This is a genomic window from Streptomyces sp. NPDC086549 (assembly GCF_044746205.1).
In the GTDB taxonomy this organism is placed as follows: Bacteria; Actinomycetota; Actinomycetes; order Streptomycetales; family Streptomycetaceae; genus Streptomyces.
This window is the reverse complement of sequence record NZ_JBIVBS010000002.1, coordinates 550293-566028: the sequence shown is the minus strand read 5'-3', so window position 1 is coordinate 566028 and position 15736 is coordinate 550293. Positions and strand designations below refer to the sequence as shown.

The 15736-nt window shown below is 69.6% G+C and carries 13 protein-coding genes and 1 pseudogene; 10 read left to right on the top strand and 4 right to left on the bottom strand.

Going from position 1 to position 15736, the window contains the following annotated elements:
- The first annotated feature begins 53 nt into the window (after window positions 1-53).
- Entirely contained in the window at window positions 54-1196 is a 1143-nt protein-coding gene (locus ACIPSA_RS09235) for a diguanylate cyclase domain-containing protein (protein ID WP_402630817.1), read from the top strand.
- Between the two features lie 78 nt (window positions 1197-1274).
- Window positions 1275-2813, top strand: coding sequence for a histidine ammonia-lyase (hutH, locus tag ACIPSA_RS09230; RefSeq protein WP_402631726.1), 1539 nt, complete (start codon window positions 1275-1277; stop codon window positions 2811-2813).
- A 57-nt stretch (window positions 2814-2870) separates the two neighbouring features.
- Here hutH and ACIPSA_RS09225 read toward each other — a convergent pair whose 3' ends face one another.
- On the bottom strand, window positions 2871-3665 hold the full coding sequence (locus ACIPSA_RS09225) for a hypothetical protein (RefSeq protein WP_402630814.1): 795 nt from the start codon (window positions 3663-3665) through the stop codon (window positions 2871-2873).
- A gap of 41 nt (window positions 3666-3706) precedes the next feature.
- Complete coding sequence (locus ACIPSA_RS09220) at window positions 3707-4048, bottom strand: hypothetical protein (RefSeq protein WP_402630811.1); 342 nt, start codon at window positions 4046-4048, stop codon at window positions 3707-3709.
- Between the two features lie 110 nt (window positions 4049-4158).
- Between ACIPSA_RS09220 and ACIPSA_RS09215 the strand changes: the two genes are divergently transcribed.
- From ACIPSA_RS09215 to ACIPSA_RS09190, 6 genes are all read left to right on the top strand, one after another.
- Complete coding sequence (locus ACIPSA_RS09215) at window positions 4159-4512, top strand: hypothetical protein (protein ID WP_402630808.1); 354 nt, start codon at window positions 4159-4161, stop codon at window positions 4510-4512.
- A 204-nt stretch (window positions 4513-4716) separates the two neighbouring features.
- Window positions 4717-5982: an Ig-like domain-containing protein gene (locus ACIPSA_RS09210; protein WP_402630805.1), complete on the top strand. Its 1266-nt coding sequence runs from the start codon at window positions 4717-4719 to the stop codon at window positions 5980-5982.
- 179 nt (window positions 5983-6161) lie between these two features.
- Window positions 6162-7649, top strand: coding sequence for an ABC transporter permease (locus tag ACIPSA_RS09205; RefSeq protein ID WP_402630802.1), 1488 nt, complete (start codon window positions 6162-6164; stop codon window positions 7647-7649).
- 86 nt (window positions 7650-7735) lie between these two features.
- Entirely contained in the window at window positions 7736-8419 is a 684-nt protein-coding gene (locus ACIPSA_RS09200) for an ABC transporter ATP-binding protein (protein ID WP_402630800.1), read from the top strand.
- 254 nt (window positions 8420-8673) lie between these two features.
- Window positions 8674-11985 carry a S8 family serine peptidase gene (locus ACIPSA_RS09195; RefSeq protein ID WP_402630797.1) on the top strand — a complete coding sequence of 1104 codons (3312 nt, stop codon included), beginning with the start codon at window positions 8674-8676 and terminating at the stop codon, window positions 11983-11985.
- A gap of 131 nt (window positions 11986-12116) precedes the next feature.
- Entirely contained in the window at window positions 12117-12629 is a 513-nt protein-coding gene (locus ACIPSA_RS09190) for a hypothetical protein (protein ID WP_402630794.1), read from the top strand.
- Window positions 12630-12642: 13 nt separating this feature from the next.
- Here the strand turns inward: ACIPSA_RS09190 and ACIPSA_RS09185 are convergent, their stop codons facing one another.
- Window positions 12643-13539, bottom strand: coding sequence for a helix-turn-helix domain-containing protein (locus tag ACIPSA_RS09185; protein WP_402630792.1), 897 nt, complete (start codon window positions 13537-13539; stop codon window positions 12643-12645).
- Window positions 13540-13713: 174 nt separating this feature from the next.
- Here ACIPSA_RS09185 and ACIPSA_RS09180 point away from each other — a divergent pair, with 174 nt between their 5' ends.
- Together ACIPSA_RS09180 and ACIPSA_RS09175 are read left to right on the top strand one after the other, a co-directional pair.
- Window positions 13714-14757: an NAD(P)-dependent alcohol dehydrogenase gene (locus tag ACIPSA_RS09180; RefSeq protein ID WP_402630789.1), complete on the top strand. Its 1044-nt coding sequence runs from the start codon at window positions 13714-13716 to the stop codon at window positions 14755-14757.
- A gap of 90 nt (window positions 14758-14847) precedes the next feature.
- Window positions 14848-15231, top strand: a complete 384-nt coding sequence (locus tag ACIPSA_RS09175; protein ID WP_402630786.1) for a VOC family protein — start codon at window positions 14848-14850, stop codon at window positions 15229-15231.
- A 217-nt stretch (window positions 15232-15448) separates the two neighbouring features.
- On the opposite strand, the pseudogene ACIPSA_RS09170 reads toward ACIPSA_RS09175, so the two are convergent.
- A pseudogene (locus ACIPSA_RS09170) lies at window positions 15449-15736 on the bottom strand (hypothetical protein); the annotation flags it as partial.

The window sequence follows — 15736 nt, the reverse complement described above, 5'->3', positions numbered from 1 at the left end:
CTGATCGCCGTACCAATGTCCCGTTTCGGGTCAAACGTCCCTAACCTGGAGTGATGGGTGAGGACAAGCGGCTCGCGGCCGTCGTGACCCTGGCGCAGGGGATGGCGGCGGCGCACACCCCGCGTGAGTCATGGCGCGCCGCGGCGCTCGGCGCGTGCCGCGCGCTGGACGGGAGCTTCGCCGCGCTGTCGGTGTGGGAACGGGACCTCGGGCGGCTGCGCGTCCTCGTGAACGTGGGCGAGCGCACCCAGGACGAGGAGGAGTTCCCGGAGAACGAGGCCTACCCCGTGCACCAGTTCCCCGAGATCACCGAGTTCCTGCACGAGCGGTGGGCGGGCGGCGGCGGGCCCAACGCCTGGGTGGAGACCGCCGACGGACTCGCCGCCGGCCGCCCCGGCTACTTCCACCGGCGCGTCGCCGCCCTGCGCCGCCGCGGCCGCGGCTGCTGCGTGGTCGCCCCGGTCGTGCTGCACGGCCGTGCCTGGGGCGAGCTGTACGTCGCCCGCCCGGCCGGTGCGCCCGTCCTGGACGGGGCCGACGCCGACTTCGCCACCGTGCTGGCGGCCGTCGTCGCCGCCGGGATCGCGCAGACCGAGCGGCTGGAGGAAGCCCGGCGCCTGGCGTACACCGACGCGCTCACCGGCCTGGCCAACCGGCGGGCCGTCGACGTACGCCTCGACGAGGCCATCGAACTGCACCGCAGGGAGGGGGCCGTGGTGAGTCTCGTCGTCTGTGACCTGAACGGGCTCAAGCGCGTCAACGACACCTGTGGGCACGCCGTCGGCGACCGCCTCCTGGAGCGGTTCGGCTCGGTGCTGTCGCTGTGCGGCGCGATGCTGCCCGGGGCCCTCGCGGCGCGTCTGGGCGGCGACGAGTTCTGTCTCCTCTCGGTCGGTCCGGCCGTGGACGACGTGGTCAAGGCCGCGGACGAACTGTGCCGTCGCGCCTCGGAGTTGGAGCTGGGTGAGGGCGTCGCGTGCGGGATCGCCTCCACGGAGGAGCCCATCGGTCCGGTCCAGACGGCGCGCCGTCTCTTCCGCCTCGCCGACGCCGCGCAGTACCGCGCCAAGGCGGTCCGCGCCGACAGGCCGGTCGTGGCCGGCCGTGAGGGTCCGGGCGACCTGGTCGTGCGCCTGGCCGACGCGCCGCCTCCCGGGCGGGCCGAGCGGCGGAGTTTCCGGGGGCGCCCGCTGTGAGGTGAGCCGGGTAAGGGTCAGTCCCGCCCCCCACTAGTGACATCATCGCATTCAATGCGTACGCTCCTGAATATGGATATGCACACTGTGGTGGTGGGGACGTCCGGTGTCACGGCGTCCGACGTTCTCGCCGTGGCGCGCGGTGGCGCCCGGGTCGAGCTCTCCCCGGACGCGGTGGCGGCCCTGGCGGCGGCCCGGGAGATCGTGGACGCGCTGGCGGCCAAGCCGGAACCCGTCTACGGCGTCAGCACCGGCTTCGGCGCCCTGGCGACCCGGCACATCAGCCAGGAGCTGCGCGCCCAGCTGCAGCGCAACATCGTCCGCTCGCACGCCGCCGGCATGGGGCCGCGCGTCGAGCGGGAAGTCGTCCGGGCCCTGATGTTCCTGCGCCTCAAGACCGTCTGCTCGGGACACACGGGCGTGCGGCCCGAGGTCGCCCAGACCATGGCCGACGTGCTGAACGCCGGCATCACCCCGGTCGTGCACGAGTACGGCTCCCTCGGCTGCTCCGGCGACCTGGCCCCCCTGTCGCACTGCGCCCTCACGCTCATGGGCGAGGGCGACGCCGAAGGACCCGACGGGACCGTCCGCCCCGCCGGCGAACTGCTCGCCGAGCACGGCATCACCCCTGTGGAACTGCGCGAGAAGGAGGGCCTCGCCCTCCTCAACGGCACCGACGGCATGCTCGGCATGCTGTTCATGGCTCTCGACGACCTCGACATGCTCTACAAGTCCGCCGACATCACCGCCGCCCTCAGCCTGGAGGCGCTGCTCGGCACGGACAAGGTGCTCGCCCCCGAGCTGCACGCCATCCGCCCGCACCCGGGCCAGGGTGCCTCCGCCGCCAACATGCTGGCCGTGCTCAAGGGTTCGCAGCTCACCGGCCACCACCAGGACGGCGCGCCCCGCGTCCAGGACGCCTACTCCGTGCGCTGCGCCCCGCAGGTCGCCGGCGCCGGCCGCGACACCCTCGCGCACGCCCGTCTGGTCGCCGAGCGCGAGCTGGCCTCCGCCGTCGACAACCCGGTCGTGCTGCCCGATGGTCGCGTCGAGTCCAACGGCAACTTCCACGGCGCCCCGGTGGCCTACGTCCTGGACTTCCTCGCCATCGCCGCCGCCGACCTCGGCTCCATCGCCGAGCGCCGCACCGACCGGCTGCTCGACAAGAACCGCAGCCACGGCCTGCCGCCGTTCCTCGCGGACGACGCGGGCGTCGACTCCGGGCTCATGATCGCCCAGTACACGCAGGCCGCCCTGGTCAGCGAGATGAAGCGGCTCGCCGTACCCGCCTCCGCGGACTCGATCCCCTCCTCCGCAATGCAGGAGGACCACGTGTCCATGGGCTGGTCGGCCGCGCGCAAGCTGCGCACCGCCGTCGACAACCTGACCCGGATCATCGCCGTCGAGCTGTATGCCGCGACCCGCGCCATCGAGCTGCGCGAGGGCCTCGCCCCGGCTCCGGCGTCGCAGGCGGTCATCGAGGCCGCCCGTGCGGCCGGTGTCGAGGGCCCGGGTCCGGACCGGTTCCTGGCGCCCGACCTCGCGGCCGCCGACGCCTTCGTGCGGGGCGGCGGGCTCGTCGCCGCCGCGGAGACGGTCACCGGACCGCTTCGGTAGGAGGAGCGACAGGAAGGGGCCCTGCCGGACGGCAGGGCCCCTTTCACGTCTTTCGCGTCACTTCAGCTTGGCCGCCTGGGCCTTGATGACCGGGGCCGACACCGTGTAGGCCTTCTTGTTCATCATCGCGCCGATGTTGATGGTGGTGTACGTGGCGAGGGTGTTCCCGTGCCGCACGACCTCCGCGTGCAGCGGCAGGGCGCCTTCGTCCCCCGAGTCGTTGGTCGCGGTGAAGGCCAGCGACTCGTCACCCGTGCCCGAGGACTTCTCCTCGGCGACCTTGGTGAACTTCCCCTTCTCACCGTCCTGCTCGCCGGAGAAGCCGCCCGCGCAGGCCTTCACCGCGTCGGAGACCTCCTGCAGGCCCTTCTCGGCGCCGTCGCCGTCGTACGAGGCCAGGGTGACCACCGTGACGTCCAGGTCCATGGACTTGTTGAGCGCGTCCTCGAACTTGCCGTCGGCCAGGTCGTCCAGGGACGTGGCGTCGTCCGTGGGGGCCTTCTTGTTCTCGGTGGCCATACGGCTGGTGTTCGCCGCCGGGTCGCCGGGCGCGATGCCGGTCATGGCATCGAGCAGCGGGTCGCACTTGGAGTCGTCCGCCTTGACCTTGTCGTCGGCGGGGATGCCCCCCTCGACGGGCCCGACCTTGTACCCGGGCACCTCGCCCTTGGCGATGATCAGCTTCTGCAACTCGGCGGCGCTCAGCGCCTTCGCGGCCGGCTTGTCGGCCTTGCCGCCCTTGGTGTCCCCGGAGTCCTTCGAACCGCCGTCGGAGCAGCCCGTGATGAGGGCGAGCGACAGCACGCTCGCTGCGGTAGCGGCGCACAGCCGAACACCCGATGATCTCTTCATGAGCGGACTATGAGGCGCGAGTCAAAGAATCGTCAAGTTCATTAAAAGCCCAGGCGTTCCCGGCGTACCGAATACACCACAAAACACGCGCCCACGGCGAGGGAGAGCGTGCCGCCCACGACATAGGGCGTGGTGTCGGGGCTTCCGGTGTCGGCCAGTTGGGTGCCGGCCGCGGTGTCCGTCGCGGTGTCCGCCGTGGTGTCCGCGGCGGTCTCCGTGGTCGCCTCCGACAGTGCCTTGGCCTGCTGTGTGACCTGGGTCGCCGAAGTCTCCGCTCTCGCCGAGGTGTCCTGTGACGCGTTGGCGGAGGGGACGAACCACAGGGCGCACAGGAGGGTCCCCGCGGCGGTGGCGGTCAGCAGCGGGCGGCGAGCGGATGACACGGAATATCGATCCCCCTTGTGACGCTGGCGAATTGGCCGTGTGGGGCGATGTTAGTGAAAATAGCGGGTCACGGGAAAGTCACGAGAGGTTTCGGCCTTACGCTCCGGGCATGAGCACTCCAGAGACATCACGTTTTGTACGCCTTCGGGTGGAGTTGGTCCTTGAGGTCGAGGACGAGGACGCCGTGACGAAGCGGGCGCTGCAGCGCCTCGCCGGTGACACCGAGATGCCGGAAGAGGAGCGGGCGCACGCCGAAGGGGCCGTGACGGAGGACACCGCGGAGGCCCTCGCGTATCTCGTGGATCCCTTCGACCTCGTCAGTGAGGTGCCGGGGGTCGAGCTCCAGCAGGCCTCCTGGTCCAGCGAGCGGATCGAGTACGACCCCGACTCACCGGACTGGGACCTCGACGGGGATGATGTCGAGGAGGACGAGGACGACGAGGAAGCGGACGGCATCGGCTGAGCGTCCTGGGGAACGCGTGACCCCGGGCGGCAATCGCCGTCCGGGGTTTTCGTCGTCCCAGGGGGCGCACGGCCGACTCCCTCACCACCCGCCCCCGTGGACGTGGCGTGCCCCACACCTCCGCGGAATGTGGAACGGGAAGCACGGGCCGTAGCGTTGAAGGTTCTCAACGGGGACTCTCGGTGTTTCGTGGACTCGGCGACGATGGAGAAGCGTGTGATGACGGACAGTAAGCGGCGCAAGGGCCTGATGGCCGCGTCCGCACTGCTCGGCGGTGTGCTGGTGCTCACGGCGTGTTCCGGTGGCGGCGACAAGGCCTCCGGCAGCGGCGGCGGCGACACGTCGCAGGCGAAGGCGGACGAGGCGGCCGCCAAGAAGTCCTCCGAGGCCCAGATCACGATCACACCCAAGGACGGCTCGAACGACGCCTCCATCAACAACTCCGCCGCCGTCACCGTCAGCAAGGGCACGCTCACGAGCGTGACCATGACCACCGCCGACGGCAAGGCCGTCACCGGCGCGCTGTCCGCCGACAAGAAGACCTGGAAGCCGAGCGCCCAGCTGGAGCGCTCCACCGGCTACAAGGTCGCCGCGGAGGCCAAGGACGCCGAGGGCCGCGTCGCCCACGAGAACGCCTCCTTCACCACGGTCTCCCCGGCCAACAGCTTCATAGGCAACTTCACGCCGGAGGACGGCTCCACCGTCGGCGTCGGCATGCCCGTGTCGATCAACTTCGACAAGGCGATCACCAACAAGGCCGCCGTCCAGAAGGGCATCACGGTCACCTCCAGCAGCGGCCAGGAGGTCGTCGGCCACTGGTTCAACGCCAACCGCATCGACTTCCGCCCGGAGACGTACTGGAAGGAGAACTCCACCGTCACGCTGAAGCTCGCGCTCGACGGCGTCCAGGGTGCCTCCGGTGTCTACGGCGTGCAGCAGAAGACGGTCACCTTCCACATCGGCCGCAACCAGGTCTCCTACGTCGACGCGCAGACCAAGCAGATGAAGGTCACGCAGGACGGCAAGACCGTCAAGACCATCCCGATCTCCGCCGGTTCGCCCGAGAACAAGACGTACCAGGGCATCATGGTCATGTCGGAGAAGTTCAAGGAGACGCGCATGAACGGCGCGACCGTGGGCTTCACCGACGACGACGGCAAGGGCGAGTACGACATCAAGGACGTGCCGCACGCCATCCGCCTGACCAGCTCCGGCACCTTCCTGCACGGCAACTACTGGGGCGCGAAGTCCGTCTTCGGCAGCGTCAACACCAGCCACGGCTGTGTGGGTCTGTCCGACACCAAGGGTGCGAACGACCCGAACACGCCGGCCGCGTGGATGTACAGCCACTCGATCCTCGGTGACGTGGTCGTCGTCAAGAACACCGGCGACAAGACCGTGGCCCCGGACAACGGCCTCAACGGCTGGAACCTGGACTGGGCGCAGTGGAAGGCCGGTTCGGCCGTCTGAGCACAGCGTTCCCACAGCTTGACCGATGCCGCCCCCAGGGGCGGCATCGGCGTTTCCGGGCCCGTTCCGAGCCCGTTCCGAGCCCTTTCTGGGTCCTTTCTGGGGTCGGCCACAGCCTTCTCATGCATCTCTTATTTAGGCCTTATCGAGTCATCACGGTGCGTCCCTAGCTTGCGGCCATGTTCTTCACCTACCTGAGGCGCGAACTGCGCCGCCGCAGAAAGGCGGCCCTCGTCGTCGCCTCCGGTCTCGCACTGGGCATCGCGCTTGTCATCGTGGTCAACTCCGTGTCCAGCGGCATGGGGAAGGCCCAGGACAAGGTCCTCCAGTCGCTCTACGGCCTCGGTACGGACATGACCGTCACCAAGGCCGCGTCGGCGTCCACCGGCGACGCGCAGCGGCCGCGCTTCCAGTTCGACGCGCAGAACAAGGGCGACTCCAAGTCGCAGAGCAGCGACCGGGTCATGGTGCAGGGTTTCACCACCCTCGCCTCGACGACCGTCGACAAGGTCTCGGACCAGAAGGGCGTCTCGACCGCCGTCGGCGGCCTGAGCCTCACCGTGGTGAAGGTCAGCGGCCAGTTCACCCGCGGCCAGTTCCAGCAGAACCAGAACTCCGGCGGCAATCAGCAGGGCGGCCCCGGCCAGGGCAACGGCGGCGGCAACGGCCAGCCGCAGGGCGAGGTCCGGGGCGGCGGAGCCGACTTCAACATCAACCAGTACACGGTCTTCGGCACCGACGTCACCAAGTCCGCGCTCGGCCCGCTGACCTCGTCGAAGATCACCAGTGGCCGCACCTTCAAGACCACCGAGACGGACGCCAAGGTCGTCGTCGCCGACTCGGCCTACGCCAAGACGAAGAAGTACAAGGTCGGCAGCACCGTCACCATCAAGGGTGTCAAGTACAAGGTGATCGGCATCGCCACCGCCAGCAGCGGTGACTCGGCGGCCAACCTGTACATCCCGCTCAAGCAGGCGCAGACGCTGGCCGGCGAGAAGAACAAGATCACCACGATCTACGTCAAGGCCACCGACTCGCAGCAGATCGACTCCGTCAAGAGCGTCATCCAGAAGAACGTCTCCGGTACGACGGTCACGACCTCCGCCGACCTCGCCAAGACGGTCTCCGGCTCCCTCTCCACCGCCTCCAGCCTCGCCACCAACGTCGGCAAGTGGCTGTCCATCGCGGTGCTGGTCGCGGCGTTCCTGGTCGCCGGTCTGCTCACCTCCTCCGCCGTCTCCCGGCGCGTCCGTGAGTTCGGCACGCTGAAGGCCCTGGGCTGGAAGTCGGGCCGGGTGACCCGGCAGGTGGTCGGCGAGGCCGTCGTCAACGGTCTGGTCGGCGGCGCCCTCGGCATCGCGCTCGGCCTGGCGGGCGCGTACGCCGTCACCGCGATCAGCCCGACGCTCAAGGCCTCGCTCGGCAGCACCGGAGGCAACGCGGGCGGCCCCGGCGGTCCCGGCGGTGGCTTCGGCGGCGGCGGCTTCGGGGGTCCCGGCCGGCAGGCGGCGAAGTCCCTGGAGGTCGCGCTCACGGCACCGGTCAGCGTGACGACCATCGCGCTGGCGGTCGCCCTCGCCGTGGCGGGCGGTCTGATCGCCGGCGCCTTCGGCGGTTGGCGCGCATCACGCCTGCGCCCCGCGGACGCCCTGCGGCGCGTCGAGTAGCACCCGTCCGCACGGTCCGCGCGGCCAGGGGCCTGCCCCGTCGGCAGGCCCCAACGCCCTTACTTCTCATGAGAGTTGCACCCACCATGTACGAACTCAGAAGTGTCACCAAGCGCTACACCCGGGGCAAGGACACCATCCACGCCCTCGACGGCATCGACCTGACCATCGGCGACGGTGACCGCCTGGTCATCCAGGGGCCCACCGGCGGCGGGAAGTCGACGCTCCTCCAGATGCTCGGCGGTCTCGACCGGCCCACCTCCGGCGAAGTGGTCCTGGACGGCACCGACCTGGCCAAGCTCTCCGAGGCCAAACTCACCAAGGTGCGCAGCGAGAACATCGGCTTCGTCTTCCAGTCCTTCAACCTGATCCCCACGCTCACCGCGCAGGAGAACGTCGAGACCGCCCTCGTACCGCTCGGCGTGAAGGTGAAGGAACGCCGCGAACGGGCCGCGGAGGCACTGAAGTCGGTCGGTCTCGGCGAGCGCCTCGGACACCTCCCGTCCGAGATGTCCGGCGGACAGCAGCAGCGCGTCGCCATCGCCCGCGCGTTGGTGAAGCAGCCCAAGGTGCTGCTCGCCGACGAGCCGACCGGCAACCTCGACGAGGGTATGCGTGATGAGATCATGGAGGTTCTCGAACGCATGTGGAAGGAACGCGGGTTGACCTTCATCATGGTCACGCACGACTCCGCGATCGCGAAGAAGGCCCCGCGCCTGGCGACCATCCGCAAGGGCAGGATCACGGTGAAGGAGAACGCGGGCGCGTAGGCGGACACGGGGCGTATAACACCGATCACCGACGTTCAACTTCCCAAGTCTGTAACGGTGTTCCTCCCGGCGCGTAACAGTTCCCGGGAGCGCTTTCTCACCCCGCTCTCATCTATTGAGCCGTCAGATCACCCCCCGGCATACTGCGTGTTCCGGGGGGTTGACGCTTGTGCGTTCGGGACTGCCCCCGGCCGGGTGAACGGGGAATTCACCGGCCCGGTACTCCATCTCCAGGGGGAGTTTTGCGCAGACAAGTGAAAAGAGCGGCTGCGGCCACTGTGGCCACTGCCGCAGCCGTCGCCCTCGCCGCCGGCATGACCAGCCCGGCGTCGGCGAAGTCCGAGCAGCGCGCACCGGCCGCTGCCTCGTCGCTCACGTCCAAGCACCGCATCACCCTGATCACCGGCGACCGGGTCGCCGTCGACGCCAAGGGCCGGGTCGTCGGCCTGGAGCGGGCCAAGGGACGTGAGAACGTACCCTTCCAGTTCCGCAAGGTCGACGGGCACACCCTCGTCATCCCCGCCGACGCGGCCAACCTGGTCGCCTCCGGCAAGCTGGACCAGCGGCTGTTCGACATCACCGAGCTGAACAAGGCCGCCACCCGCAAGTCCCTCAAGCACGGTCTGAAGGTCATCGTCGGCTACAGCGGCGCCGCCGCGGCCACCAAGGCCGACGTCCGTGACGCGGGCACGCTGCGCCACAGCCTGAGGACCCTGAACGCGGACGCGGTGCAGACGCCGGCCAAGGACACGTCCGAGCTCTGGGACGCGGTCACCAACGGCAACAAGACCGCCTCCGGCATCGCGCACGTCTGGCTCGACGGCGTCCGCAAGGCCAGCCTCGACAAGTCCGTGCCGCAGATCGGCGCCCCCGTGGCGTGGGCGGCCGGCTACACCGGCAAGGGCGTGAAGATCGCCGTCCTGGACACGGGTGTCGACGCGACGCACCCGGACCTCAAGGACCAGGTGATCGAGTCCAAGAACTTCTCGGCGGCCGCCGACGCCACCGACCACTTCGGCCACGGCACGCACGTCGCGTCCATCGCGGCGGGCACCGGCGCCAAGTCGGGCGGCAAGTACAAGGGTGTCGCGCCCGACGCGAAGATCCTCAACGGCAAGGTCCTGGACGACACCGGTTCCGGTGACGACTCCGGCATCCTCGCCGGCATGGAGTGGGCGGCCCAGCAGGGCGCCTCCGTCGTCAACCTCAGCCTGGGCGGCTACGACACGCCCGAGATCGACCCCCTTGAGGCCGAGGTCAACAAGCTCTCCACCGAGAAGGGCATCCTGTTCGCGATCGCCGCGGGCAACGAGGGCCCCGAGTCGATCGGTTCGCCGGGCAGCGCGGACTCCGCGCTCACCGTCGGTGCCGTCGACAAGAAGGACAAGCTGGCCGACTTCTCCTCGACCGGCCCGCGTGTCGGCGACGGCGCCATCAAGCCGGACGTGACCGCGCCCGGCGTGGACATCACCGCCGCCGCGGCCCCGGGCAGCGTCATCGACAAGGAGGTCGGCGAGAAGCCCGAGGGCTACCTGACCATCTCGGGCACGTCGATGGCGACCCCGCACGTCGCGGGCGCCGCCGCGATCCTGAAGCAGGAGCACCCCGACTGGGGCTACGCCGAGCTGAAGGCCGCCCTGACCGGCTCCGCGAAGGGCGGCAAGTACACGCCGTTCCAGCAGGGTTCCGGCCGGATCGCGGTCGACAAGGCCATCAAGCAGACCGTGATCGCCGACCCGGTGTCGGTGAGCTTCGGCGTCCAGCAGTGGCCGCACACCGACGACAAGCCGGTCACCAAGCAGCTGACGTACCGCAACCTGAGCACCAAGGACGTCACGCTCGACCTGGCCACCACCGCCACCGACCCCAAGGGTCACGCGGCTCCGGCGGGCTTCTTCACGCTCGCCAAGAACAAGGTGACCGTCCCGGCGGGCGGCAAGGCCTCCGTCGACTTCACCGTCAACACCAAGCTGGGCGGCACCCTCGACGGCGCCTACTCCGCGTACGTGACCGCGACCGGCGGCGGCCAGACCGTCCGCACGGCCGCGGCGGTGCAGCGGGAGGTGCAGTCGTACGACGTGACGCTGAAGTTCATCGGGCGTGACGGTCAGCCGACGAAGAACTACAACGTCGACCTGACCGGTGTCGCGGGCCTGGCCAACAACAGGGACCTCACGCCGTACGACGCCTCCGGCACGGTGAAGGTGCGCGCGCCCAAGGGCACGTACATCCTGAACTCCGCGTTGTTCGTGGACCCGGAGGACGGCACCAAGGGCGCCGACTGGATCGCGCAGCCGAAGCTGACCGTCGGCAAGAACCAGACGATCACGGTGGACGCTCGCAAGGCCAAGCCGGTGGACATCACCGTCCCCGACGCGGCCGCCAAGTCGGAGTTCGCCGCGCCGGAGTACGACGTCTCGGTCGGCGACAGCGGGTACGGCTTCGGCTGGTTCCTGAACGGGTACGAGAACTTCCACACCGCGGGCCTCGGCCCGAAGATCACCGACGGTTCGCTCTCCCAGATGTGGGACGGGCACTGGAGCAAGGGCGCCAAGGAGGAGTACGACACCACGACCGGCGGCAAGGTCCAGCAGCTCGCCACCGGCTACGCCAAGCACTACAAGGCCGGCGACCTTTCCACGGTGAAGGTGGGCATGGGCGCGGCGGCGAGCGGCAAGAAGGGCGCGGTCACCGCCTTCGGCATGCTTCCCGGCGGCTCCGGCAGTTCCGCCATCGGCATCACGCAGACGCTGCCCGGCACCCGTACCCTGCACCTGTCCGCGCAGAGCGGGACCCAGTGGGAACTCGAGTTCACCCAGTTCGGCGGCGTGGACGCGGACGGCTTCCCGATCCCCGAGGCCTTCTACAGCGTGGGTGACATCCAGGCCTTCGCGGCGGGCAAGACCTACACCAGGACGGTCAACAGGGCGGTCTTCGGGCCGCACCTCAGCAAGTACCTGGGCCTGGCCCGGGAGGGCAACGAGATTTCCGGGGTGCTGCCGCTGTTCGCCGACTCCAGCAAGAACTCCGGCTCGTCGGACTTCACCTCGGTGATCACGACCCTGTACCGCAACGGCCACAAGGTGGGTTCCAACGACGACCCGCTGTTCGGCGGCGAGACCTTCAAGGTCCCGGCCGGCGACGCCGAGTACAAGCTGACCACCTCGGTCAAGCGGACCGTGAAGGTCGCGGCCGCCTCGACCCGGATCGACGCGAGCTGGACCTTCCACTCCAAGAAGCCGTCCGGTTCCGACGTGGTGATGCTGCCGGCCTCCACCCTCCGCTTCAACGCCACGACCGGCCCGGACAGCCGCGTCGAGGCCGACAAGACGGTCACCTTCCCGGTCACCGTGGAGGGCGCGGCCGCGGGCCGCAACCTGCAGTCGCTGTCGGTGTACGTGTCGTACGACTACGGCCAGACCTGGAAGAAGGTCGAGGTCCGCAACGGCAAGATCACCGTCAAGAACCCGGCCAAGGGCAAGGCCATCTCCTTCCACGCCAAGATCGCCGACAAGAAGGGCAACAAGTCGACGGTCTCGATCTACAACGCCTACTACGGCAAGTGAGCCGTAGCGGCTGAACAGGCCGGTAGCGAACGGCCCGTCGGAAGAGCAGCTTCCGGCGGGCCGTCCGTGTTTGTGTGCCTCAATGACGGCCCACACGGTCGAATACATCCGGTACCGCATAGGGTCACCCCGTGACCGTCGCCATCACAGCCATGATCACCGCCGTCGTCGGCGTCCTCGGTACGCTCTTCGCGCCCGTCCTCAGCCATCGGCTCGGCGCGCGGCAGCGCGCCGAGGACGCCGAACTCGCCGAACGCAGGCGGCGGTTCGAGGAGCGGCGGGCGGCCTACACCGCCATGAACCGTGCCTCCCGCCAGTTCCACACCCTCCTCAAGGACGCCCTGCACCGCATCCGCGACGGCGTCTACACGGACCAGGACCGCGATCAGCTGGAGGAGGCCCGGCGCGAGTACCGGGACCACTACGCCGAGGCGCAGATGGTCGTACCCGAGCGGATCCTGGAGGCGTCACGTGCCGTGAACCGGGTCCTGGCAGACATCGACGCCGTGGTCAAGCGGCTCGACCGGGGCCTGGCCCAGGAGGGCGAGAGCGCGGGGCAGGCGCTGTCCGACCTCAAGGGGGCGGAACCGCTGCTGACGGCGATGCGCAGGCTCATGCGGGACGACCTGGGCCTGCGGGACTGACCGGACGGTGCCCTCAGGCCGACGGTACGACCCTCGCCGCGTCCGTGCCCCAGCTGGCCAGCAGACGCAGACCGTCGGCCGACGGTGAGCCCGGTTCCGCGTGGTAGGTGACCAGGGACTGGTCGCTGTCGTCCGGCATGCGGAACGACTCGTAGTTCAGGGACAGCTCACCCACCAGCGGATGGTGCAGCCGCTTGATCCCGTGGCTCTTCTCCTTGACGTCGTGCCTCGCCCACAGGCGCCGGAAGTCCGCGCTCTTCACGGACAGCTCCCCGACCAGGGCGGACAGGCGCGGGTCGTCGGGATAGCAGCCGGCGTCCATCCGCAGGAGGCAGACGATGTCGATCGCCTTCTGCTCCCAGTCGACGAAGAGATCGTGGTAGTCGGGGTGCAGGAACACCAGCCGCGCCCAGTTGCGCTCCGCGACCGGCAGCTGCTCCCAGTCACCGAAGAGCGCCGCCGCCATCCGGTTCCACGCCAGGATCTCCGACCGCCGCCCCGCCACATACGCGGGCACGCCGTCCATCGTGTCCAGCAGCTGCCGCAGCGACCCGCGCACCTGCTGCGGCCGCGCCGAGGCCTTCTTCTTGTGCTGCTTGCCCTTGGCGAGGTGGGTCAGATGCGCGTGCTCGGCGTCCGTCAGCCGCAGCGCGCGGGAGATCGAGTCCAGCACCTCCACCGACACGTTCCGCCCGTTGCCCTGCTCCAGCCGCGTGTAGTACGCCACGGACACCCCGGCCAGCTGCGCCAGCTCCTCGCGGCGCAGCCCGGGCACCCGGCGGTGCCGCCCGAAGTCCGGCAGTCCTACGTCCTCCGGCTTCAGCCGGGCCCGCCTGCTGCGCAGGAACTCGCTGAGCTCGGCACGCCGGTCCAGTGGCCGGGCGGCGGCGGATTCGGGCAGTTCGTCCATACCTCCAGTATTCATGGTCGTACGCAGGGCAGCCTGACCCCGCCAGTGGTAGGACCAGCGGACGTACGCAGAAGTGTGGACTGGGTGATTTCTCCGTAAGTGAGGCAGGGTGGAGAGGTGCCCGGCGAGAAGGCAGCCGGGCGCGCATGACCCCCGCTAGGAGAACCCACCGCCATGACCACTGTTGCTGCGTACGCCGCGCCCGCCGCGAAGGCCCCGCTGGAGCGGACCACGATCGAGCGGCGTCCGGTCGGCGAGTTCGACGTACTGATAGACATCAAGTTCGCCGGCATCTGCCACTCGGACATCCACCAGGCCCGCGAGGGCTGGGGCACCGCGATCTTCCCGATGGTGCCCGGCCACGAGATCGCGGGCATCGTCTCCGAGGTCGGCTCCGGCGTCACGAAATACCAGGTCGGCGACCGTGTGGGCGTCGGCTGCATGGTCGACTCCTGCCGCGAGTGCGACAACTGCAGGGCCGGCCTGCAGCAGTACTGCTCCAAGAGCGGCCCGGTCTGGACGTACAACGCCGTCGGCAAGGACGGCGAGCCCACCTACGGCGGCTACGCCCAGAAGATCGTCGTCGACGAGAACTTCGTCGTCCGCATCCCCGACGGCCTCGCCCTCGACGTGGCCGCGCCCCTGCTCTGCGCGGGCATCACCACGTACTCCCCGCTGAAGCACTGGAACGCCGGCCCCGGCAAGAAGGTCGCCGTCGTGGGCCTCGGCGGCCTCGGCCACATGGGTGTCAAGATCGCGCACGCGCTCGGCGCGGAGGTCACCGTCCTCTCGCAGTCCCTGCGCAAGAAGGACGACGGCCTGCGGCTGGGCGCCGACCACTACTACGCGACGAGCGACCCGAAGACCTTCGAGGACCTCAAGGGCACCTTCGACATCATCCTCAACACGGTCTCCGCGCCGCTCGACTTCGACGCCTACCTGTCGCTGCTGCGCACCGACGGCGCCATGGTCAACGTGGGCATCCCCGAGGAGCCGGTCCGGATCCTGCTCTCCTCCGTGTTCGGCAACCGCCGCAGCCTGAGCAGCTCCGGCATCGGCGGCATCCCGGAGACCCAGGAGATGCTCGACTTCTGCGCCGAGCACGGCCTGGGCGCCGAGATCGAGCTGATCGGCGCCGACCGGATCAACGAGGCGTACGAGCGGGTGGTGGCGAGTGACGTCCGGTACCGGTTCGTGATCGACACCGCGACGATCTGAGCGCCGCTGTCCGGCGCTGCCGATGGGCTGTACGCGGGTGCCGACGCCGGGCGCCCGCGTACGGCAGCGATGTACGAGGAGGTGCACGCGATGACCGTGCGGCTGAACCACACCATCGTCGCCGCGCACGACAACCACGCGTCGGCCAGGTTCCTCGCCGGCCTCCTGGGGCTCGAAGTGGCGCCGGACTTCGGCCCGTTCGTGCCCGTGGAGATACCGAACGGCGTGACGCTGGACTACATGGAGACGACCGAGCCCATCACCCCGCAGCACTACGCCTTCCTGGTCTCCGAGGACGACTTCGACGCGATCTTCGCCCGTATCCGGGAGGCGGACCTCACCTACTGGGCGGACCCGTACCACCGCCGTCCCGGCGAGATCAACACGAACGACGGCGGCCGCGGGGCGTACTTCGACGACCCCGACGGCCACCGGCTGGAGATCCTCACGCGGCCGTACGGCAGCGGGAGTTGAGCCGACGCGGTCGGCCGCACGACATGGAAGAGGGAACCGCCGGCCGGATCACCGGCGCCGGCCCCCGAGTTGCCGGTGCCCGCCTCGGACCCGGCTGTACTTCTCGACGTCCTCCCGCTGTACTTCTCGATGTCCTCGGTGAACTCCTCGATCCAGGGCCTTCGTCCCGGCTGCGTCGGCGGGCAGCAGGGCGCTGATGCGGCGCACGCCGAGTGCCTCAACCGTCGTGCCGGCTCGGCGAGCAGGGCGCTGCCGATCCCGCGCTCGCGCCACTGGGAGGCGGCGCCACCAGCAGGATCCAGCCCCGCTCGCCGTGTGCCCGCGCCACGGCCATGCCCACGAGTTCGTCGCCGACCGCCGCGACCACCGCCGTCCGGCCCGTCCGCTTCGCGGCCATCACCTCGGCGAACAGGGCGCTGCCGATCCCGCGCTCGCGCCACTGGGAGGCGGCGCCACCAGCAGGATCCAGCCCCGCTCGCCGTGTGCCCGCGCCACGGCCATGCCC

Bases quoted from the DNA above. Each gene is read 5' to 3' on its own strand.
- ACIPSA_RS09235 (WP_402630817.1), top strand. From the start codon at position 54: ATGGGTGAGGACAAGCGGCTCGCGGCCGTCGTGACCCTGGCGCAGGGG.
- hutH (WP_402631726.1), top strand. From the start codon at position 1,275: ATGCACACTGTGGTGGTGGGGACGTCCGGTGTCACGGCGTCCGACGTT.
- ACIPSA_RS09225 (WP_402630814.1), bottom strand. From the start codon at position 3,665: ATGAAGAGATCATCGGGTGTTCGGCTGTGCGCCGCTACCGCAGCGAGC.
- ACIPSA_RS09215 (WP_402630808.1), top strand. From the start codon at position 4,159: ATGAGCACTCCAGAGACATCACGTTTTGTACGCCTTCGGGTGGAGTTG.
- ACIPSA_RS09210 (WP_402630805.1), top strand. From the start codon at position 4,717: ATGGAGAAGCGTGTGATGACGGACAGTAAGCGGCGCAAGGGCCTGATG.
- ACIPSA_RS09205 (WP_402630802.1), top strand. From the start codon at position 6,162: ATGTTCTTCACCTACCTGAGGCGCGAACTGCGCCGCCGCAGAAAGGCG.
- ACIPSA_RS09200 (WP_402630800.1), top strand. From the start codon at position 7,736: ATGTACGAACTCAGAAGTGTCACCAAGCGCTACACCCGGGGCAAGGAC.
- ACIPSA_RS09185 (WP_402630792.1), bottom strand. From the start codon at position 13,539: ATGGACGAACTGCCCGAATCCGCCGCCGCCCGGCCACTGGACCGGCGT.
- ACIPSA_RS09180 (WP_402630789.1), top strand. From the start codon at position 13,714: ATGACCACTGTTGCTGCGTACGCCGCGCCCGCCGCGAAGGCCCCGCTG.
- ACIPSA_RS09175 (WP_402630786.1), top strand. From the start codon at position 14,848: ATGACCGTGCGGCTGAACCACACCATCGTCGCCGCGCACGACAACCAC.